The 18,826-nt window shown below is 60.3% G+C and carries 18 protein-coding genes; 6 read left to right on the top strand and 12 right to left on the bottom strand.

Annotated elements, in window-relative coordinates; genetic code table 11:
- Position 1: 1 nt before the first annotated feature.
- Positions 2–679, top strand: coding sequence for a rhombosortase (gene rrtA, locus AC097P_RS11825; RefSeq protein ID WP_479610616.1), 678 nt, complete (start codon positions 2–4; stop codon positions 677–679).
- Here the strand turns inward: rrtA and AC097P_RS11820 are convergent.
- From AC097P_RS11820 to AC097P_RS11810, 3 genes are read right to left on the bottom strand one after another with little or no spacing between them, the layout of a single operon-like run.
- Positions 620–2,608 carry a S8 family serine peptidase gene (locus tag AC097P_RS11820; protein ID WP_479610615.1) on the bottom strand — a complete coding sequence of 663 codons (1,989 nt, stop codon included), beginning with the start codon at positions 2,606–2,608 and terminating at the stop codon, positions 620–622. The genes rrtA and AC097P_RS11820 overlap by 60 nt on opposite strands.
- Positions 2,609–2,665: 57 nt before the next feature.
- Positions 2,666–3,082, bottom strand: a complete 417-nt coding sequence (locus tag AC097P_RS11815) for a hypothetical protein (RefSeq protein WP_479610614.1) — start codon at positions 3,080–3,082, stop codon at positions 2,666–2,668.
- Between the two features lie 35 nt (positions 3,083–3,117).
- Entirely contained in the window at positions 3,118–3,345 is a 228-nt protein-coding gene (locus AC097P_RS11810; RefSeq protein WP_479610613.1) for a hypothetical protein, read from the bottom strand.
- Between the two features lie 150 nt (positions 3,346–3,495).
- Here AC097P_RS11810 and AC097P_RS11805 point away from each other — a divergent pair, with 150 nt between their 5' ends.
- Positions 3,496–3,708, top strand: coding sequence for a DUF3820 family protein (locus AC097P_RS11805; protein ID WP_479610612.1), 213 nt, complete (start codon positions 3,496–3,498; stop codon positions 3,706–3,708).
- 58 nt (positions 3,709–3,766) lie between these two features.
- Here AC097P_RS11805 and AC097P_RS11800 read toward each other — a convergent pair whose 3' ends face one another.
- Positions 3,767–6,589, bottom strand: a complete 2,823-nt coding sequence (locus AC097P_RS11800) for an ATP-binding protein (protein ID WP_479610611.1) — start codon at positions 6,587–6,589, stop codon at positions 3,767–3,769.
- A gap of 357 nt (positions 6,590–6,946) precedes the next feature.
- Between AC097P_RS11800 and AC097P_RS11795 the strand changes: the two genes are divergently transcribed.
- Positions 6,947–7,513 (top strand): chalcone isomerase family protein, encoded by a 567-nt coding sequence (locus AC097P_RS11795; protein WP_479610610.1) that lies wholly within the window; start codon positions 6,947–6,949, stop codon positions 7,511–7,513.
- Positions 7,514–7,660: 147 nt separating this feature from the next.
- On the top strand, positions 7,661–7,909 hold the full coding sequence (locus AC097P_RS11790; RefSeq protein WP_479610609.1) for an HP1242/YdcH family protein: 249 nt from the start codon (positions 7,661–7,663) through the stop codon (positions 7,907–7,909).
- 12 nt (positions 7,910–7,921) lie between these two features.
- Here AC097P_RS11790 and AC097P_RS11785 read toward each other — a convergent pair whose 3' ends face one another.
- Together AC097P_RS11785 and lysS are read right to left on the bottom strand one after the other, a co-directional pair.
- Positions 7,922–8,464, bottom strand: coding sequence for a M48 metallopeptidase family protein (locus AC097P_RS11785; protein WP_479610608.1), 543 nt, complete (start codon positions 8,462–8,464; stop codon positions 7,922–7,924).
- A 43-nt stretch (positions 8,465–8,507) separates the two neighbouring features.
- Complete coding sequence (gene lysS, locus AC097P_RS11780; RefSeq protein ID WP_479610607.1) at positions 8,508–10,061, bottom strand: lysine--tRNA ligase; 1,554 nt, start codon at positions 10,059–10,061, stop codon at positions 8,508–8,510.
- Between the two features lie 108 nt (positions 10,062–10,169).
- Here lysS and AC097P_RS11775 point away from each other — a divergent pair, with 108 nt between their 5' ends.
- On the top strand, positions 10,170–10,736 hold the full coding sequence (locus AC097P_RS11775) for a YggT family protein (RefSeq protein ID WP_479610606.1): 567 nt from the start codon (positions 10,170–10,172) through the stop codon (positions 10,734–10,736).
- Between the two features lie 88 nt (positions 10,737–10,824).
- A complete protein-coding gene (locus tag AC097P_RS11770) occupies positions 10,825–11,340 on the top strand; it encodes a TspO/MBR family protein (protein WP_479610605.1) in 516 nt (171 codons plus the stop codon).
- 27 nt (positions 11,341–11,367) lie between these two features.
- Here AC097P_RS11770 and accD read toward each other — a convergent pair whose 3' ends face one another.
- The 6 genes from accD to AC097P_RS11740 form a co-directional block, all read right to left on the bottom strand.
- Positions 11,368–12,240 carry an acetyl-CoA carboxylase, carboxyltransferase subunit beta gene (gene accD, locus AC097P_RS11765; RefSeq protein WP_479610604.1) on the bottom strand — a complete coding sequence of 291 codons (873 nt, stop codon included), beginning with the start codon at positions 12,238–12,240 and terminating at the stop codon, positions 11,368–11,370.
- Between the two features lie 77 nt (positions 12,241–12,317).
- Positions 12,318–13,139 carry a tryptophan synthase subunit alpha gene (trpA, locus tag AC097P_RS11760; RefSeq protein ID WP_479610603.1) on the bottom strand — a complete coding sequence of 274 codons (822 nt, stop codon included), beginning with the start codon at positions 13,137–13,139 and terminating at the stop codon, positions 12,318–12,320.
- Positions 13,136–14,437 carry a tryptophan synthase subunit beta gene (trpB, locus tag AC097P_RS11755; RefSeq protein ID WP_479610602.1) on the bottom strand — a complete coding sequence of 434 codons (1,302 nt, stop codon included), beginning with the start codon at positions 14,435–14,437 and terminating at the stop codon, positions 13,136–13,138. The genes trpA and trpB overlap by 4 nt, the downstream gene beginning before the upstream one ends.
- A gap of 58 nt (positions 14,438–14,495) precedes the next feature.
- Positions 14,496–15,197, bottom strand: a complete 702-nt coding sequence (locus tag AC097P_RS11750) for a phosphoribosylanthranilate isomerase (RefSeq protein ID WP_479610601.1) — start codon at positions 15,195–15,197, stop codon at positions 14,496–14,498.
- On the bottom strand, positions 15,194–15,976 hold the full coding sequence (truA, locus tag AC097P_RS11745) for a tRNA pseudouridine(38-40) synthase TruA (RefSeq protein ID WP_479610600.1): 783 nt from the start codon (positions 15,974–15,976) through the stop codon (positions 15,194–15,196). The genes AC097P_RS11750 and truA overlap by 4 nt, the downstream gene beginning before the upstream one ends.
- A 42-nt stretch (positions 15,977–16,018) precedes the next feature.
- Positions 16,019–18,691, bottom strand: a complete 2,673-nt coding sequence (locus tag AC097P_RS11740; protein WP_479610599.1) for a motility hub landmark protein FimV — start codon at positions 18,689–18,691, stop codon at positions 16,019–16,021.
- Between the last annotated feature and the right edge of the window lie 135 nt (positions 18,692–18,826).

Below are 18,826 nucleotides of genomic sequence, written 5' to 3'. Positions count from 1 at the left end.
CATGCGCTTGCCGCCGCTAAGCCGCCAACTGTCTACAGGCGAGGCGCCGTGGGCGCTGACATTTGTGGTCATCACGCTGGCACTGCAGTGGCTGCCGGATGTGGCACAGCTGGCGCAGTTTGATCGCGCGGATTATGCAGCCGGCGCTTGGTGGCAACTGGTGACGGCGCAGTGGGTGCACCTGGGGCCCTTGCATGCGGTCGTCAACGCGCTCGGCATGGTGGTGTTGCTGTTTGTGTTCAGGGGCCTGGTAGCAGGGCGCCTGCAGGCTCTGGCCCTGGCGGGCGGTTATGCCGGCGTGGCCGTGCTGCTGGCAATGGATACCGACTGCTCGCTGTATGCCGGTGCGTCCGGCGCGCTGCATGGTTTGCTGGCGGGCGGTGCCTGTGCGCTGCTGTTTGTGCCGCCACCCCGGCCCACCGCGATGACACGGCAACGGCTGCACATTCTGGCGTGTTGCATGCTGCTGGGCCTGGCGGCTAAACTGATGGTGCAGCACTTTGGCATTGGCGCACCGTCATCCGTCGGCTGGCTGGGCTTTGCGACTTTTTATCCGGCCCACGAAGCCGGTGCGTTGGGCGGCTTTTTGGCCGTGCTGCTGGTGGCGCTGGTGTTTCCGCTAGCCGCGCGTGCGCTCAGGCGCAAGCGCAGGTCTGCGGGCCCACGCAGCAGCCGCTAGCAGCAGCAAGCCCGCTGCCATATCGATCCAACCCAGTGCACCTCCGCCGCCACCGCTGCTGGGGATGGGGGTTACAGTGATGGGCGCAGCTGGTGTGGTGCCCGTCGGCGCGGGGGTGACAGGCTCCATGGGAATGACCGGAATATTTGAGGTCACGGAAATCTTGACCGAGATACTGGCCCCGGCAGTAGCGCCATCGGTGGGCTGGATCACAAACGTGTAGTCCCCCGCCGGCTGGGCCTTGGGCCAGCTGAAAACGCCGGTTACCGCGTTGAACGTGGCGCCGCTGGGCAGCCCGCTGCCGATAAAGGCCACCTCATCGCCATCCGCATCTGTTGCCTTGGCCGTGAACTGCAGCGCGCCACCCGGCAGCACGTACTGCTGGGGCAGGGCCGTCATCAGCGGCGCGGCATTGGCCACCCCTTGCGACTGTAGCAAGCTGTACACGGCCTTGAAGGCATCCAGCAAACCGGCACCGCATTCGGTGCGACCCGCGCAGTAGCTGCCCGCCGCATACGGGCGCGCCGAGCTGGCCAGGTGCTGGCTGATCTCCGAAGGCGTGATGTTGGGCTTGATCTGCACCAGCAGCGCTGCCACGCCGGACACCAGTGGCGCGGAAAAACTGGTACCTGAACCGCCGCGGTATATGTCTGGCCCCGGCACGGTCGTACCCGCATTGCCGATGTTGAAAATATTGTTGCCCGGCGCACTGATCAGCGTGCCCGCACCCACGTTTGCGTAGTCGGTGTTGGCCCCCGCGCTGGTGTGTGCAGATACCGCAACTACGCCCTGGCAGTTGCTGGGCTGCGTAATGGTGGAGGTAGACGAGTCGTTCCCTGTGGATACGACAACTGTGGCGCCGGCCGCATTGGCAGCGCGGATCGCGTTCTGGTACGTTTGCGAGCATGCGCCGCTGCGCCCGAAGCTCATGTTGATGACCTTGGCCGGGTTGGCATTGACCGGCACGCCCGGCACGGCGATGCCCGCCGCCCACTGCAGGCCCGCCGCGGTATCAGACGTATAACCACCGCATACGCCCAACACGCGCACCGGCAAAATTTTGGCGCGGTAAGCCACGCCGATCACACCCACATTGTTGTTGCCGACCGCGCCGATGATGCCAGCAACATGCGTGCCGTGCCATGACGAGTTGGACACATCGCACAGATTGGTCTGGGTATTCCAGTCCCCGGGATCTTGCGCATCGGCGTCGCGGCCATCGCCGTCATTGGCCGTGGTGTAGTCGTTGAAACCGTCCGCGCTGATGAAGTCGTAGCCGCCCACGATGTTGGCCACCAGGTCGGCATGCGGGCGGTAGCCCGAGTCCAATACCGCCACCGTGACCCCGGCACCGCTAACAGGCACCCCCGCAACTGTGCGCCCCCAGGCATTAGGCAGGTTGGCACCGCCGGTCTGCACAAAGGGTGACGTCAAATACGTTTGCTGCGTGGCGTACAGCGCGTCGTTCGGCACGAAGTGCGGGAACACGCGCTCATCGACCTCGGCATATTCCACGCGCGGGTCTTGCGCCAGCGTGCGGGCCAGCGCGCTTAAAGCGGCATGGTCCATGGGCTCGCTGGTGCGAGCGACGTGGGTATTGCCCGAGACCGACTTCAGGTACGACAGCGTAGCCGCTGCACCCATCTTGCCGGCGGTGGAAAAGGTGTTCAGCGCATGCACGCGCTCTTGCGCTGAAGCCACCTGCTGGGCCTGGCTCTTGCTGCCTTCTGCGCCGACGTTGTCCTTGAAGCGGACGATCAGGCGGTTCAAGCGTTGCTGCTGATGCGCCTGGGCCATGGTCGAAGGTTTGAATGCAGCGGGCTGCGCGCTGCTGCTGTTGCTGCTATTGCTTTGCGCCAGCGTGTACAGCGAGGCGCTGGCCAGCGCCGCTGTGGTCGCGGCAGCCATGACAAATCGGATTCCAGACATCACTACCCTTCAAGCAATCAAATGCTCGTTCGTTCATTGGTTCGTTCGTTAGTTCATCTATTTGTTGGCCCGTGCCTTGCCGTTGTACAGCTCCACCCGCGCTACCGAGGACAAGGCCCCCAGCCGCTGTGTCGCAAGCGCCGGGTCCTGTGTGGATGGCAATTCCAGGCCGTAGATATGGGTGTCGGGGGACACCGCAGCGATATAGTGCATCGGTACCTGGGCCTGCACCTGCAGCGCTGTTACAAAGTTCTCATCGTCAAAAGCCTGCGTGGGGGGTGTTGAGGCAGCTGCAGACACTGCTGCCGGCCGGAACTGCAGCACCACCCGCACGGTGGTGATTCCCCCCTTGACGGTGTCGGCTTGGAGGTTAGGCGGGGGCAGGGCTTCGGGAGGGCGGTAGCCGGTGTCGCGCGCGCAAGCCAGCAGCCCAAGGGCGCACGCGCCAAGAACCAGAGTGTTACGGATATTCACAATGTTTCTCTTGTTGGAGGGTGTTTTGGGCCGCTTTAGGGGGAGCGGTGCAGGCGCGAGCCCTTGAGCGCGGTGATCTGATCCTGCGTGGCTGAGTCCAGCACCGGGTTGCGTGCCAAGAGCTTGGCATTGCTCAACAGCGTGCGCAACTGCTCCACATCAACAACCGATGGCGCAACCTTGATCTGCGCCAGCGCCGCCTGGGTGTTGCCACCCTGAATCAGCGTGAGGATTTTGCTGGCCCAGACATGGGGACGGGACATGGTGGACTCCTTTTCCTTCGTTACTCTCACTCAACGGGGCCTTCCCCGTTTTCGACCAGTCATTGTGGCACATAGCCCCCGTCCAGTGCGCGTAAGCAGCTATCAAAACAATAGCGCCGGTGGGGTAGCCTGGCGTTATGCTTTGGCCCTATGCAAGCCCAAGACCTCCAGCTACTCGTGACCCGCGAAATGCCGTTTGGCAAGTACCAGGGCCGCCTGATCGCCGACCTGCCTGGCGACTATTTGAACTGGTTCGCGCGCAACGGGTTCCCAAAGGGGGAAATTGGGAGGCTGCTGGCGCTGATGCAGGAAATTGATAGCAATGGGTTGAAGGATTTGTTGGGGCCGTTGCGGGGTGGGTGAGCGGTAGTTCGAGTTGGACCGGAGGTTTCGCCCCTCGGGTCCAAATTCATACAGATCCTTACTGCTGTGCGTCCAAACGGAGGCCAAATTTATCTGGCAATGAAATCACCGTTTCAAACCGCCGGAAGTCGGTACTGGTGTCGTCATCGAGGAACACTAACGCGATGGTGCCACCCTCGCGCTCGACAAAACCCTTCACCGCATCCATGCCCACGCCACGACCGGAGACTTCAGTCACCGTACTAGCCGTAGAGAAGCCAGGCGCAAAGATGAGCTGCGCCACTTGCTCAGCAGTAATCGGCTGGTCTCCCTGGATCAAACCGGAATCAATGGCTTTCTTTTGAATGGAACCGATTGCCAGGCCGCGCCCATCGTCGCGCAATTTGAGCCACAACTTTCCGTCGCCAGTCGACAGCTTCAGCTGTATCTTCCCAGCCGGGCTCTTGCCCAGGGCAACCCGCTGTTCGGCGCTCTCGATACCGTGGTCTATGGAGTTGCGCAGCAGATGCATGAAGACGTTCTTCAAAAGATCCGCGATCTGATTGGGCAAAACAATGGTGCCACTGTCAATGTCAACCGCAGGTGCTTCTTTGCCTAGCTCTCTGGCGAGAGAAGGCAGCGAATCGATCACCCCGGAAAGGATATCTTCGACCTTCTCGGTTCCAATTTGTTTCAAACTGCCCAACACCCTCTGGAGCAATTGGTCCTTGACGACGGGATCATCACTTTGGCCAGACTCCAGGCTGGCAATCAAACTGTCGATGTGGGTCTTCTGGACCATCAGGAATTTATCGACGCCGCCGCGTCGGCCTGGACCTCTGCGTCCAAGTTTGACTTCGTTGACCCTTGCGTACTCTTGAATGGCGCTGTTGGTGTCTGCCAGCTGCTCCAGCAAATGGGCTTTGTTCCAGTCCGCTTCAGGATTTTTCCGCAAATTGTCATATACCTGCTCGGTCTCATGGACAGTGTTGGTCAATTGCAGCAATCCATAGGTACGAGCGTTGCCTTTGATGGTGTGCATGTTGCGGAACAGCGTCGTGATGGCCTCTGGATCGCGGCTTTCGTTGTTCTCGATGACAGCGCGGTTTTCTTCGATAAAGTGGCCCGCACTGTCAATGAACTGGTGGAACTTTTCTTGATTGACCGCAAGGATCTCGCCGATCATTTCCAGTTCGCGCCTTTGCTTGCTGGCCTCGGCGGCCAAACCCTTGAGTTCGGTGACGTCTCGCACACACAACATCAGCTTTTCGCAGACGTCGGCTTCATTGCAGATTGGAGACCAACTCAGTTCCAGCGACTTGACTCTGCCACTGGGCATGGTCTTGTCCAGCTCAGTGACCATGAGGTGCGTGTTGAACTCGAAATTCATCCTGTCCTCACCAATACACGCACCGGCTACAGCCTCTACCTGTGAAAGTATGTCGGAGCCCAGGTTGGTTTGGGAGAAGACGACATCCATCATGCCTTTACCAGCGATGTCCTGGGTCTCGAAAATTTGCTCCAGATACGCGGAATACTCGGGATGGATAACTGCTCCTTGCGTAACCGTCAGAATGCCCTGTGGCATGTTCTGCAGCATGGTCAGAATGTCGTTGGTCTTTTGGCGCAGCTGCAGGGTCCGTTCAGCGACCAAATCTTCCAGTTTGTCGTTCATGAGTCTCAGGTCATGCGCCATTTTTTTGTTCTCAACGAATGTATTGGCGAAGATATTGCTCGCCACATACAGCATCGAAACAACAAAACCCAGCACACCATAAAACAGTGTTGACATGGAATTGATGCGGCCGAGGCTCAGGAGCATGTCGTGGACCCCTGCCACGTAAAAAATGCCGATACCAACGCACAGCGTGATGGAACCGGGCCTTCCCGAAAGTGCCCCTCTGACGGACTGGTACAGCGCCAACGTGCCCAGCAGCAACGCCGTTACGAAAAACGCGCTCCGGACCTTTTGAAACAAGTCCAGATTCAAATCGACCATTTGCGCCGCAATAGTTAAGGCCAGCAAGCCGTATACCGAGCCCAGCAACCAGTTGGTCTTTGGCGTGAACTTGTAGAAAAACTGCGTGAAGAGGTAGGCCCCGAAAAACATGATCAAACCGGTGTAATGCAAAAGCAGCATGGGCTCCGGTGGCAACACCTTCATCAGGAAATCACTGGGGGCAACAAAAAACGGAAACACCGAAATGCTGGAAAGCGAAGCGACCAGGTACAAGGCATATCGCGTCTTGCGGTAGACCAGCATGAAGAACAACCCGAAGCTGAACACCACGAACGCGGCAAGAATGCGGAGCTCGCCATTTTGGAACTGATGCCAAGCCAGACTGGTGTCGTGCTTGTCATACTTGTGCATTTCAAACGGCAACTGGTACACACCGGTCATCAGCAGGGTATCAATGCGAACTGCCACCACATGCTGGGTCTGGGTAACCTTAAACCGAACGGGTATCGGCTGGGTCGCGTAGTAACGCTCGACATTGATGTCACCCGGGCGCCTGTAGATTTCCTGGCCGTTGTTGTAGACGTTGACGCGACCCATGTAGGCATTGAGCAGAATCACAACGTCCTGCCCTACGAGGGACTGGTCAAATTCGAATACCCCGCGGTACCAGCCTATCCGGTAATTCTTCCCGTCAGGATAGGCGCCTTTCCATGGTCCCGGTGCCTTGATGATGGGCCAGGCGCTGGTGTCGAGCTCAACCTTCGCGTTATCGACAGTGTCGTCTCGGGTAAATAGCCAATTGCCGCTTAACTTAAGGGGCTGATCCAGACTCTTGACCTCTATGCGACAGGAGTCACATCCGGCGCGAGGGGCCTGCGTTGCCATTGCCGTGGGATGCCCTAAAACCCCAAGAAGTAGCCAAAAAATGCAAATCAAGCGCATGTTGTCGTCCTCTCAATGTCGTAATTTTTTATCCCCTGATGCCCATCCGCGCCCGGTCTGCAGTGATCACCCGCAGGGTCGCAACTCCCGGTCGTGGCCATCCTGGCAACAAATAGGCATCCAGCACCTACCCACTACCCAGAAGTTTTTTCAATACTTCAGACAAACGCGATCCGAGATGAACAATGTAATGGAAACATCGCTTCGTCAAGCAAAGTGAAAACCAGGTAATCCGAACGCACTGCACTCAAGTACGATTGCAAAGCGCAGGTCCCCTACCGCGACGCCTCATGCGTCGCTGGGCACGACCGGGCGAGACACTCCGATCCACAGATAGCAGTCCATTCTGGAGAACCCATGAAATATTTCATAACAGCGGCAGTGGCCGCACTTTCCCTCAACCTGGCCTTTGCAGTCGAATTGGAAGGTGCAAAGTTTGATGACTCAATCAAAGTTGCCGGTGCAGACCTTGTAGTCAACGGACTGGGTTTGCGCAGCAAATTTGGCAAGCGTTATGTCGCAGCGCTGTACCTACAGACCAAATCCAGCGACGCGGAGGGAATCGTTGCATCGAAAGGACCCAAGCGGGTCGCTTTGCATTTGTTGAAGGATGGCGACGGGAAGACCTTTGCCAAAGCCTTCGTTGGCGGTATTGAAGACAACGCAAGCGAGGCTGAACTGGCCGCGATTCATGACCGTGTGGCGGTGTTTTCCAGCATGATGCAGAGCATGGGCGACGTGAAGGCTGGATCTGTTGTGATGATTGATTGGGTGCCCGAGAAGGGGACTTATGTCAGTTTGAACAACAAGGCTTTGGGCAAGGAGATTGCCGGCGAAGACTTTTTTAAGGCGCTGCTGAAAGTCTGGTTGGGCAAGAGTCCGGTTCAGAGCGACCTCAAGACCGGGCTCTTGGGTAAGGCATGACCTGAAGCGGTCCGTGCGCGTCTAAAGGGCGTGCAAGCTGCGGGCCCATGGGGCTGGGCCACTAGCCCGCTCCATGGGCATGTGGTACACCCGGGTGTGTGTGCCCCGAGCGCACGCCCCCACAACCCCTCTCTGCGAAGGATGCGCATGAACCTGCTCAAACACGACATCAGCACCGAATTTCCCCAGTTCAAGGACAAGATCCAGGGCCTGCGGGCCGGCAATGCGCACTTTGCCAAACTGTTTGACAGCTACGACCTGCTGAACCACGCCATCGCCACAGTAGAGACCACCGGCGGAGCGGGCGCCGCCATGACAGATGAGGCGCTGGAAATCGAGAAGAAAAAGCGCCTGAAGCTCAAGGACGAAATCGTCCACATGCTGCACCAGCCGTAAAAGGACCGGTTTTCAGGCGCCGCTGTCGGCAGCCGCCCAGCAGCGGGTGCCCACGGCATCCAGGTGCGTCAGGTACAGGCGCACCTCAAACTCCAACTGGTGGTAGGCCGGCTCCATGTAGGTGCAGAGCTGGTAGAAAGCCTTGTCGTGGTTGCGTTCACGCAGGTGGGCCAGCTCGTGCACCACAATCATTTTCAGAAACGGCTCGGGCGTGTCCTTGAACAGCGATGCGACCCGGATCTCGCGTTTGGCCTTGAGCTTGCTGCCCTGCACGCGTGACACGGTGGTGTGGGTGCCCAACGCGTGCTGGACGATCTGCAGCTTGCTGTCAAACGCCACCTTGGACACCGCGTCGGCGCCGCGCAGGTGTTCGGTCTTGAGCGTTTGCACGTAGTCGTACAACGCGCGGTCGGTGCGCACGCCGTGGGAGGTGGGGTATTTCTGCAGCAGCCAGGCGCCGGAGCGCTTGCCATCCATCATGGCCTGTACCTGGGCCAGCGTGTCTGCCGGGTAGCCCTGCAGAAATTTCCATTGCTGGAGTGCTACGTTTTTCATAGCGGGTTACGCGCGTCCCACGAGGGCTGCAGCCCGATTTGGCTTAAACCTCACGCCTTAAAGCTGGGAACAGGATCACGTCGCGGATGCTGGCGCTGTCGGTTAGCAGCATCATCAGGCGGTCGATACCCACGCCACAGCCGCCGGTGGGGGGCATGCCGTATTCCAGCGCACGGACAAAATCATGGTCGTAATGCATGGCCTCGTCGTCTCCGCTGTCCTTGGCGGTCACTTGCGCTTGGAAACGTGCGGCCTGGTCTTCGGCGTCGTTCAGCTCGCTGAAACCGTTGCCGAATTCGCGGCCGGTGATATAGAGCTCAAAGCGCTCGGTCACCTCGGGGCGGTCGTCGTTGGCGCGGGCCAGTGGCGAGATCTCGGTGGGGTGCTCCATGATGAAGGTGGGATTCCACAGCTTTTCTTCGACGGTCTCTTCAAAGTACAGCACCTGCAGGCTGGCCAGTGTGCGGCCTTCCAAACGGTTCTTGGCTTCGGTCAGGCCCAGCTTCTTGACGGCGTTGGTCAGCCACACCGCGTCATTGACGTTGTCACCCGCGTCGGTGTATTTGCGGATCGCTTCGACGATCGTCAAGCGCTCGAATGGCTTGCTCAGGTCCACCGGCTTGCCGGCATAGGTGAGTTGCAGCGAACCCGTGGCGCGCTGGGCGGCGTCGCGTATCAGCGCCTCGGTGTAGTCCATCAGGTCTTGGTAGTTCCAGTAGGCCGCGTAGAACTCCATCATCGTGAACTCGGGGTTGTGGCGCACGCTGATACCTTCGTTGCGGTAGCTGCGGTTGATCTCGAACACGCGATCGAACCCGCCGACGATCAGGCGCTTGAGGTAAAGCTCGGGCGCGATGCGCAGGAACATCTCCTGGTCCAGCGCGTTGTGGTGGGTCTTGAAGGGCTTGGCATTCGCACCGCCGGGAATGGAGTGCAGCATCGGTGTTTCGACTTCGAGGAAGTCGTTGGCCACCATGAAGTCACGCAATGCGGTCACGGCCTTGCTGCGCGCCATGAAGCGCTTGCGGGCTTCTACGTCGGTCATCAGGTCGACATAGCGCTGGCGGTATTTGGTCTCCTGGTCGGCCATGCCGTGGAACTTGTCGGGCATGGGGCGCAGGCTCTTGGTTAGCAGCCGCACGCTGGTGGCGTGGATGGACAGTTCACCGGTCTTGGTCTTGAAGACCTTGCCTTCGGCGGCGACGATGTCGCCCAAATCCCAGTGCTTGAAGGCGGCATACAGCTCGGCACCCACGTCTTCACCTTTGACATAGATCTGGATGCGCCCACCCGTGGTGCCAAAGGATGCGTCCTGCAGCGTGCAGAAGCTGGCCTTGCCCATGACGCGCTTGAGCATCATGCGGCCTGCCACCTTGGCAGTAGCCCGCAGAGCTTCCAGTTCTTCGGTGGTCCGGGTATCAAACTCGGCAAATAGGGCCTCGGCCTTGTGGCTGGGCTTGTAGTCGTTGGGGAAGGCGACGCCCTTGCCGTCGACTTGCTGCTGGCGGATGGCTTTCAGCTTTTCGCGGCGCTCCAGAATCAACTGGTTTTCGTCCTGGGGTGCGGTTGCGGGAGCAGAGGCGGTGGAGTCAGACATGGAGGTGAGCAGGGTGGGTCAAAGAGGAGGCCGCTTTTGCTGGCCAGAACCCTAGATTCTAAGAGGGCCGCCCGTATATGATGCAAACGCCCCTTTTCATTGGACACCATGCTCTACCAAATCTTCTCCCTGTTGCTGGAAGTGGCAGCCGGTTTGCTCGCCGGCACCTGCCTGCTGCGCCTGTACATGCAGTACCAGCGCATACCGATGTCGGTGCGATCGGGCAACCCGCTGGCCAAGTTCATTTTTGCGCTGACCGACTGGCTGGTGCTGCCGCTGCGCCGGGTGATTCCGGCCGTGGGGCGCTGGGATCTGGCCAGCTTGGTTGGGGCATTTCTGATTCAGCTGGCGCAGTTCCTGATCTTGTGGGTGGTTTTGGGTATGGGCATGAGCCTGGTGTCGGTCTTCGTTCTGGCAGCCTTTGGCCTGGTGCGCATGGCGATCTCGGGCATGACAGGGCTGGTCATCATCTATGCCATCCTCTCCTGGGTGCAGACGCAATCCGTGGCTGCCGATTTTCTGGAGCGGCTGGTGATGCCAATCTTGATACCGATACGCCGGGTGCTTCCCTTGGTGGGCGGTGTCGATCTGTCGCCGCTGGTCTTGCTAGTGCTGCTGCAGATTTCGGCCATTGTGCTGGGTTCCGTTCAGGCGGCCGTGTTGGTTGCGCTGTAGTCGGCGCGCCATGCTTGCACGTGCCTTGGCGCACAGACCGGCAGCGGCACACATTTGAAGAATAGGCGCATCCTGTTAGAGATGCACCATGCCACGTTCCACTCCTCCTACTCCAACGCGCGCATCCACCCATCCCCTTGTCGGCCTCGTCGGATGGCTGGCTCTGTGTTTTGTTGCCGCTGCCATTGGCGCCTACGCGTCCGCCAACGCGGGAGATTTTTACGGGCAACTCAACCGACCGGGTTGGGCGCCGCCGGCATGGCTGTTTGCCCCGGTGTGGACGCTGCTGTACGCGATGATGGGGGTTGCGGCCTGGATTGTGTGGTCGCACAGGGGGTGGGACAAGGCAAGAACAGCCCTCAGCCTGTTTGTCGTGCAGCTTGCTGCAAATGCGCTGTGGACCTGGATTTTCTTCGCTTGGAACCTAGGTGCGTTGGCTTTTGCCGAAATCTTGCTGTTGTGGCTATTGATTGCCGCCACCGCAGTGATGTTTTGGCGCATACAAAAAATGGCCGGCGTGCTGCTGCTGCCTTATTTGGCGTGGGTCAGCTTCGCTTCGGCCTTGACCTATGCCATGTGGCAGCGCAACCCACAGATTCTGTAGGTTGGTGCTGCGGCAGGCGGCTTGGCGTCATATGACGGCGTCGGCCGGCTGGCGCTGCAACATGGCCAGTGCGTTGGCTACCGTCTTGCGTAGCTCGCGGCGGTCGCAGATCAAATCCACTGCGCCCTTGGTTTGCAAGAACTCCGAGCGTTGGAAGCCTTCTGGCAACGTCACCCGCACCGTGGATTCGATGACGCGTGGACCGGCAAAGCCGATCAGTGCCTTTGGCTCTGCAATCACAATATCGCCCAAGAAGGCAAAGCCAGCGCTGACGCCGCCCATGGTGGGATCGGTCAACACGCTGATGTAGGGCAGGCCCTTCTTGGCCAAACGGGTCAGCGATGCATTGGTCTTGGCCATTTGCATCAGGCTTAAAAGACCTTCTTGCATGCGCGCACCACCGGTGGCGGTGAAGCACAGGAACGGCACTTTTTGCTCGATGGCGGCTTCCACACCGCGCACAAAACGCTCGCCAACGACGGAGCCCATGCTGCCGCCCATGAAGTCGAATTCAAAGCATGCAGCCACCAGACTGATGCCCATGACGGCCCCGCCCATGACGACCAGCGCATCGGTCTCGCCGGTGCTTTCCAGCGCTTCCTTCAGGCGGTCGGGGTATTTGCGGCTGTCTTTGAACTTGAGCGGGTCCACCGGCAGCACTTCCTGGCCGAGCTCGAAGCGGCCTTCATTGTCCAGAAATACGTTGAGCCGGGCGCGGGCGCCGATGCGGTGGTGGTGGCTGCAGGTGGGGCAGACGTTCTGGTTTTGCTCCAGGTCGGTCTTGTACAGCACGGATTCACAACTGGGGCATTTGACCCACAGGCCTTCAGGGACGCTGCGGCGGTCGGCCGGGTCGGTTTGCTGAATTTTTGGGGGAAGCAGTTTTTCAAGCCAGCTCATGGGTGTTCCTTCATCTCAAGTGGGGAACCGGGGTCGGGGCTGGGCAGCCGTCCGCGCCCGGTTCCGCAAGGGTGCCATTATGAATCCAAAGCGGCCCGTATTTCTTGCAGGAAGTTTTGGGCCGTGGCGGCGACTTGGTCTCTGAGCTGGTTTTCCAGCAGCTGGATGATTTTGCTGCCAATGACCACAGCATCCGCCACCTTGGAGATGGTTTTTGCGGTTGCCGCGTCGCGGATGCCAAAACCCACGCCTACCGGTGTGTTGATGTGCTGGCGGATGCGAGGCAGCATGGCTTCCACGGCGCCAATATCCAACGCGCCTGAGCCGGTGACGCCCTTCAGCGACACGTAGTACACATAGCCGCTGGCCACGCGCGCCACTTGTTGCATACGTTGCTCAGTGCTGGTGGGGGCCAGCAAAAAGATCAGGTCCATGCCGTGGGCGCGCAGATCGGCCGCAAAGGCTTCGCATTCCTCGGGCGGGTAGTCGACGATCAGCACACCGTCGACACCAGCCTGCGCCGCGTCCCTGACGAACGGGCTGCTGACACCGGCTTTGCCATGCTTCTGGTCATAGCGTTCCACCGGATTGGCATAGCCCATCAGCACGACGGGTGTCGTGCTGTTGGTCGTGCGGAACTCGCGCACCATGGTCAGCACCTGGACCAAACCAATGCCAAAGGCCAAAGCCTTGTCGCCGGCCTTCTGGATCACGGGCCCGTCGGCACTAGGGTCGGAGAAGGGCACGCCCAGTTCGATGACGTCAGCGCCGCCCGCGACCATGGCGTGCATCAGCTCGGGGGTGACGTCGGCGTAGGGGTAGCCGGCTGTCACAAACGGTATCAGCGCTTTGCGGTTTTGGGCTTTGAGTGTGGAGAATGTTGTGGTTATGCGGCTCATGCTGTACCTCCGCTCTTGGCGATCAGCTTGATCGGCTGCTCGCCACCCTTGACCGATTGCCCGGTACAGCTGGGTCGGCAGAAGAATTCGCCATTGCTCAGATCCGCTACGGTGCCGATGTCCTTGTCACCACGTCCGGACAGGTTCACCAGAATGGACTGGTCGGGTCGCATGGTCTTGGCCAGCTTCATGCCATAGGCCACGGCGTGGCTGGACTCGAGCGCAGGGATGATGCCTTCGGTACGGCACAGGTAGTGGAAGGCGTCCAGTGCTTCCTTGTCGGTGATGCCCACATATTCGGCGCGGCCGATGTCAGCCAGGAATGCGTGCTCGGGGCCGACGCCGGGGTAGTCCAGGCCAGCGCTGATGCTGTGCGTCTCAGTGACCTGGCCGTTGTCGTCCTGCAGTACGTAGGTGCGGTTGCCGTGCAGTACGCCGGGGCTGCCGCGCTGGATGCTGGCGGAGTGTTTGCCACTGTCCATGCCTTCACCAGCCGCTTCCACACCGATCAGGCGCGTAGCTTCATGGGCGATGTAGGGGTGGAAGATGCCCATGGCGTTGGACCCGCCGCCGACGCAGGCAATGACTGCGCCGGGCTGGTCGCCGTTGCAGCCTGCGGCCTTCAGCATCTCGGGCATCTGCACCAGGCATTCATTGCCGATCACGCTCTGGAAATCCCGCACCATCATCGGGTAGGGGTGGGGGCCGGCCACGGTGCCGATGATGTAGAAGGTGTTGTCCACATTGGCAACCCAGTCGCGCATGGCTTCGTTCAAGGCGTCTTTCAGGGTCTTGCTGCCGCTCTCCACCGGAACCACGGTGGCGCCCAAGAGCTTCATGCGGTAGACGTTGGGGCTTTGGCGTTTGACATCTTCGCTGCCCATGTAGACCACACATTCCAGCCCGTAGCGGGCGCAGATGGTGGCGGTGGCTACACCATGTTGGCCGGCGCCGGTTTCGGCAATCACGCGTGGCTTGCCCATGCGCTTGGCGAGCATGGCTTGGCCTATGGTGTTGTTGATCTTGTGGGCGCCGGTGTGGTTCAGGTCTTCGCGTTTTAAGAAAATCTGTGCGCCGCCCGCCTCACGGCTCATGCGGGCCGCATGGTAGACGGGGGACGGGCGTCCGACAAAGTGGGCCAGCTCGGACTGGAATTCGGCCAGGAAGGCCGGGTCGTGCTGGTACTTGGCGTAAGCGTCTTTCAGTTCATTGATCGCGTGGGTTAGCGTTTCGGAAACAAAGCTGCCGCCGTATTTGCCAAAGTGGCCCTTGGCGTCGGGTTGCTGGTATTCGTACATGGTTACTCTTCCATCCGTTGCCGAACGGAATGGCACTGGGTGCCGTCCGTAGCGGGAATTACTGAAATTGCTGGTCCGCAGCGCGCACGGCGGCCACGAACTGGAAAATTTTTGCGGGGTCTTTGATGCCCTTGAGGGGCTTGCCCTGAGCGTCGACGGCTTCTACGCCGGAGCTCACATCCACGGCCAACGACTTACAGCGCGGCCGAACGAGCGCGATTCCGTCGCCCACGTTTGCAGGTGTGAGTCCACCACTCAAGACGAGGTGAGCGTTGACGCTTGGAGGAAGAAGTGACCAATTGAATGCCTTGCCGCCGCCGCCGAATCCGTCGACATGGGCGTCGAGCAGAATGGCCTGGGCGTTTGAGTAATCGTTGGCGAATTGTACGAGGTCGAAGCGGGACGCGGATTCGTCCAGCGGAATGCGTGCTGCGCGCAGCCACGGGCGCCTGCTCTCCGAGGTGGCCAGATGACAGTCCTGGGGACTTTCATCTCCGTGAAATTGCACGGTAGCCCCGGCAACCATTGAACATGCTGCTATTACTTCTGTAGCAGGAGCATTGACGACCAGTAATACGGGCGTCACAAACGGGGGGAGGCGTTTGGCCAGTTGTGCGGCGCGCTCGATGGTGACGGCACGGGGGCTTTTCGCATAGAGCACAAAGCCAATCGCGTCGGCGCCGGCGGCGACGGCTGCGTCAACTTGGTCTTCGCGGGTCAAGCCGCAGATTTTGATTCGAGTGCGTGTGTGAAGTGTCATGGCAACCCATCATACGCAGGCGCTCGATCAGGTATGCCCCATTTTGCGTCGTAGCGTGGGCCGAGGAAGTACAGGCCGTCAGGCGAGAAGGTGGGCGCGGCGGCACGGCGGTCGCGGGCGGCCAGCACCTCGGCCATCCACTCGGGCGGTTTTTTGCCCTGGCCAATCTGTACCAGGCAGCCCATGATGTTGCGGATCATGTGGTGCAGGAAGGCGTTGGCTTCAAATTCAATACGCCAGTAGGAGCCACGCTTGCTGAACGCAATCTCCGTCAGATTCTTGACGGGACTCAGCGCCTGGCATTGGGAGGCGCGGAACGAAGTGAAATCGTGCTCGCCCAACAGAATATCAGCGGCGCGGCGCATGGCAGCGGCGTCCAAGGAGCGAAAGGCCCAGCCCACGCGGCCCTGGTCAATGCTTGGGCGGATCACGGATTCGTATAGCACGTAGGCGTAGCGGCGCGACGTGGCGCAGGCGCGGCAATGGAATCCTTCTGGTGGGATGACGGCCCACTGCACGGCGATATCGCGCGGCAGATTGGCATTGGTGCCGCGCACCCAGGAGTAGGTGTCGCGCTCCAAGGGGGTATCAAAGTGCACCACCTGCATGATGCCATGCACACCAGAATCGGTACGGCCAGCGCAAAGAGTGGATACGCGCTGGGCGGCAAACTTGCTCAGCGCTTTCTCCAGCTTATCTTGTACGGTCAGGCCTGAGAGCTGGCTCTGCCAGCCCTGGTAGGCCTGTCCGTTGTAGCTGATACCTAGCGCGACCCTCACGTCAAATGTGTATGCGTCAGGAGCGCCCCGCCCAGGGCGGGTTTAGCTCAGGTTGGCCAGTGCGCGTTGCGCCTTGGCGCGCATCTCGCCGGTGGATTCGGCAACGACTTCCTCGATCAGCGCACGGGCGCCGTCTTCGTCACCGATGGAGACAAACTCATCGGCCAGCGCGAGCTTGGTTTCCAGCGGGTCTTCGCTGAGGTTGTCCGACGCGGTAGGTTGCTCGGAGACAGGGCCATCCAGGTCCAGCGACAAGGAGCCAAGGTCAAACTCCAACATGCCAGAGTCTTTGGCTGCAGCGGGCGAAGCAGCAGAGACTACTGGGGCAGGCGGGGCTGCATTCAATTCAGGCAGCGGGGGGGACGGCTCGTACGTATGGTCATCCAGGTCCATCGACAGCGAGATCTCAGGCAATGCGCTAGGCGCTTCGTGCAGCACGGGCGCAGCAACATGGGCAGGTGGCGCATGTGCGGGCTCTTCTGCCGGCATCTCGAAATCCATATCCATGTCCATCGGCGCGTGGGCATCAGAACCGGGCGCAGCGGGCATCTTGATGGTTTGTTCGACCCTGGCTTGGCTGAAGCTTTCTTTGCTGTTGAGTTCGCCCATGGGGTTGGCGGGCTCGTCGTCAAGCGAGAAGTCCAGGTCCAGGTCAAGGTCAACACCCGGGGCCGAATCGCCAGCATCCGCACGCGCTGGCTGCGGGATGGTGCTGTTGCCAAACGTGGATGGCGCGGCGATGGTAGCACCTGCGGAGGGTGCACCACCTGGTTGGTACAGCGGATTGCCGGGATCAAAGCCCATGCCCATTTCGCAAATGCGGGTCCAGTCAGGACTGTTGGGGCCGGTCAGAGCGAAGGCTTGGGTCGCCGAGGCTTCAAAGTTCTTGGCATCGCGGCGTTTGGCAAAAATTTCCAGCAGCTTGGTGTGGATTGCCAAGCGGCCCGGGTTGGTACGTACCGCTTCGCGCAGGATCTCTTCGGCTTGCAGGTCACGACCGTAGGCCAGGTAGACATCTGCTTCGGCGACTGGGTCTACATCATCCGCAGCGTCAAGCTGGCTGGCGGAGTAGACCATGGACGAACCAGTGACCGAATTCTCATTGTTGGTGTCCACCCGTTGACCGCCGCTGGCACCGAAGAACGAGTCCGGTTGCAAACGGCTTTCCAGGAAAGAGCTGTCCATGTGGGACTGGCTGTTCTTGCGCTGGCGGGTGCGCCAGACAGCAAAGCCGCCGAGCAGCGCCAGCAAGCCAGCGGCGCCATAGGGCAGCCATGGATTGCTCAGCACTTCATCCATCAAGCTCGGCTCTTCCATGGGCGGAGGAGGAACGGGTACGACGGCTTTGGGCTTGGATGGAGCGGAAGCTGCGGGTGCTGCGGCTGATGCCGGTGCGGACGCAGGTGTAGAGGCGGCAGCTGATGCCGGTGCCGATGCGGCGACTGGCGCCGGAACGGGCGTTGGTGTGACCGCAGGTGTCGACGGAGGTGCAACTGGCACGGGCACGGGCGGGGGGGCGGCAACCGCAATCGCCGGGACCGCAGGCGCAGCCACTGGTTTGGGTTGCGATGCCACTACGGCAGCGGCGGGTGCTGCTGGGGCGCTTGCACTGCCGAGCTTTTTCAGGTCGCTGATGTTCTTGGCAATCTCGCTGGCGCGGGCGGCTGCATCTTTTTCGGCGCGCTCCTTGGCGATCTTGGCGTCGTCTGTCTTGGTCTGGACTGATCCCTTGGAGAGGGTGAGCTTGTCCGGTGTGACTGTCGCGGCCTTCTTGTCTTCGACCTTGGTGTCGATGGCGCCGCTGGTTTTGCGCGTGGGTGCGGCTACGGCCGCTGCGGGTGCATTGGTTGCCAGATTGCGTCGGAATTCGTTGAAATCCCTGCTTTGCGCAATGACGGTTTGTGAGGCCTCCGCTGCCGACAGCGCCAGGGCTTGCTCGGCACTAGGCATCTCCATGACAGCGCCTGCACGGATGCGGTTGATGTTGCTGCGGACAAAGGCGTCGGGGTTGGTGCGCAGCATGGCTACCAGCATCTGATCCAGCGACACACCCGCAGGCTTGGCGTTGGCGGCAATCTTGCCAGCAGTGTCGCCGGCCTTGACGACTACGCGTTTGGCATCGTCTGGCGCTGCCATTGCCGCAGGCTTCTGCGCAGGGCTGGTAGCGGTAGGACGTGTGGGTGCCCCGCTGCGCGACGGCTCGGTAGCCGCCGGCGGCTGCTGGCGCATGATGCTGGGACTGGTAGCGGCTGTAGAAGTTTGCGGCAGTGTGGCGGGTGCAGGGGCTGCACGGCGCGTCACCGGTGGGTCAAACAACATCGTGTAATCGCGCAGGATGCGTCCCGAAGACCAGCTGGCTTCGATGATCATGTCCACAAACGGGTCGTTGATGGGGCGATCGCTGCTCAGGCGAATGTAGGCTCGGCCATCGGCGCGGCGTTGCAGGCTGGCCTGCAGGCTTGTCATGGCTGCGTTGTATTCCAGTCCGGCGGCGGCAAAGGCCGAGGGAGAGGCCACGCCAGCCTTCAAGGAAGAAGCCTCTTCGGCATTGATATCGGGAACTTCGATTTCAGCCCGCAGGGGTTCGCCCAAAGCTGACTGAACCGTGATGCGGCCAAGCGACAGCGCCCAAGCCCCAGAGGTGGAAAGGCCGAGTAGCGCAATGGCCGCAGCCGCTACAGCGGTTTTTTGCCAACGATGTGACTTTGCTATCAATTTATATGCCTCCGGTGCTGCTCGCGAGCCGCAATTACTATGCTTGTTTGCGGCCCAATAGCCAGACTCTCAAAACGTAAAAAGTACCATAACATCAATGTCTTAGGCTGACAAGCTAAGAAAGCGCTTAAGTTT

Source organism: Rhodoferax sp. ZS1R8 (genome assembly GCF_056521325.1).
The sequence above is the reverse complement of the archived record's forward strand: the minus strand, read 5'-3'. Positions and strand labels throughout refer to the sequence as shown.

Bases quoted from the DNA above. Each gene is read 5' to 3' on its own strand.
- AC097P_RS11820 (WP_479610615.1), bottom strand. From the start codon at position 2,608: ATGTCTGGAATCCGATTTGTCATGGCTGCCGCGACCACAGCGGCGCTG.
- AC097P_RS11805 (WP_479610612.1), top strand. From the start codon at position 3,496: ATGCAAGCCCAAGACCTCCAGCTACTCGTGACCCGCGAAATGCCGTTT.
- trpB (WP_479610602.1), bottom strand. From the start codon at position 14,437: ATGTACGAATACCAGCAACCCGACGCCAAGGGCCACTTTGGCAAATAC.
- AC097P_RS11775 (WP_479610606.1), top strand. From the start codon at position 10,170: ATGCTCTACCAAATCTTCTCCCTGTTGCTGGAAGTGGCAGCCGGTTTG.
- accD (WP_479610604.1), bottom strand. From the start codon at position 12,240: ATGAGCTGGCTTGAAAAACTGCTTCCCCCAAAAATTCAGCAAACCGAC.
- AC097P_RS11785 (WP_479610608.1), bottom strand. From the start codon at position 8,464: ATGAAAAACGTAGCACTCCAGCAATGGAAATTTCTGCAGGGCTACCCG.
- AC097P_RS11810 (WP_479610613.1), bottom strand. From the start codon at position 3,345: ATGTCCCGTCCCCATGTCTGGGCCAGCAAAATCCTCACGCTGATTCAG.
- AC097P_RS11790 (WP_479610609.1), top strand. From the start codon at position 7,661: ATGAACCTGCTCAAACACGACATCAGCACCGAATTTCCCCAGTTCAAG.
- trpA (WP_479610603.1), bottom strand. From the start codon at position 13,139: ATGAGCCGCATAACCACAACATTCTCCACACTCAAAGCCCAAAACCGC.
- AC097P_RS11770 (WP_479610605.1), top strand. From the start codon at position 10,825: ATGCCACGTTCCACTCCTCCTACTCCAACGCGCGCATCCACCCATCCC.
- rrtA (WP_479610616.1), top strand. From the start codon at position 2: ATGCGCTTGCCGCCGCTAAGCCGCCAACTGTCTACAGGCGAGGCGCCG.
- lysS (WP_479610607.1), bottom strand. From the start codon at position 10,061: ATGTCTGACTCCACCGCCTCTGCTCCCGCAACCGCACCCCAGGACGAA.
- AC097P_RS11795 (WP_479610610.1), top strand. From the start codon at position 6,947: ATGAAATATTTCATAACAGCGGCAGTGGCCGCACTTTCCCTCAACCTG.
- AC097P_RS11750 (WP_479610601.1), bottom strand. From the start codon at position 15,197: ATGACACTTCACACACGCACTCGAATCAAAATCTGCGGCTTGACCCGC.
- AC097P_RS11800 (WP_479610611.1), bottom strand. From the start codon at position 6,589: ATGCGCTTGATTTGCATTTTTTGGCTACTTCTTGGGGTTTTAGGGCAT.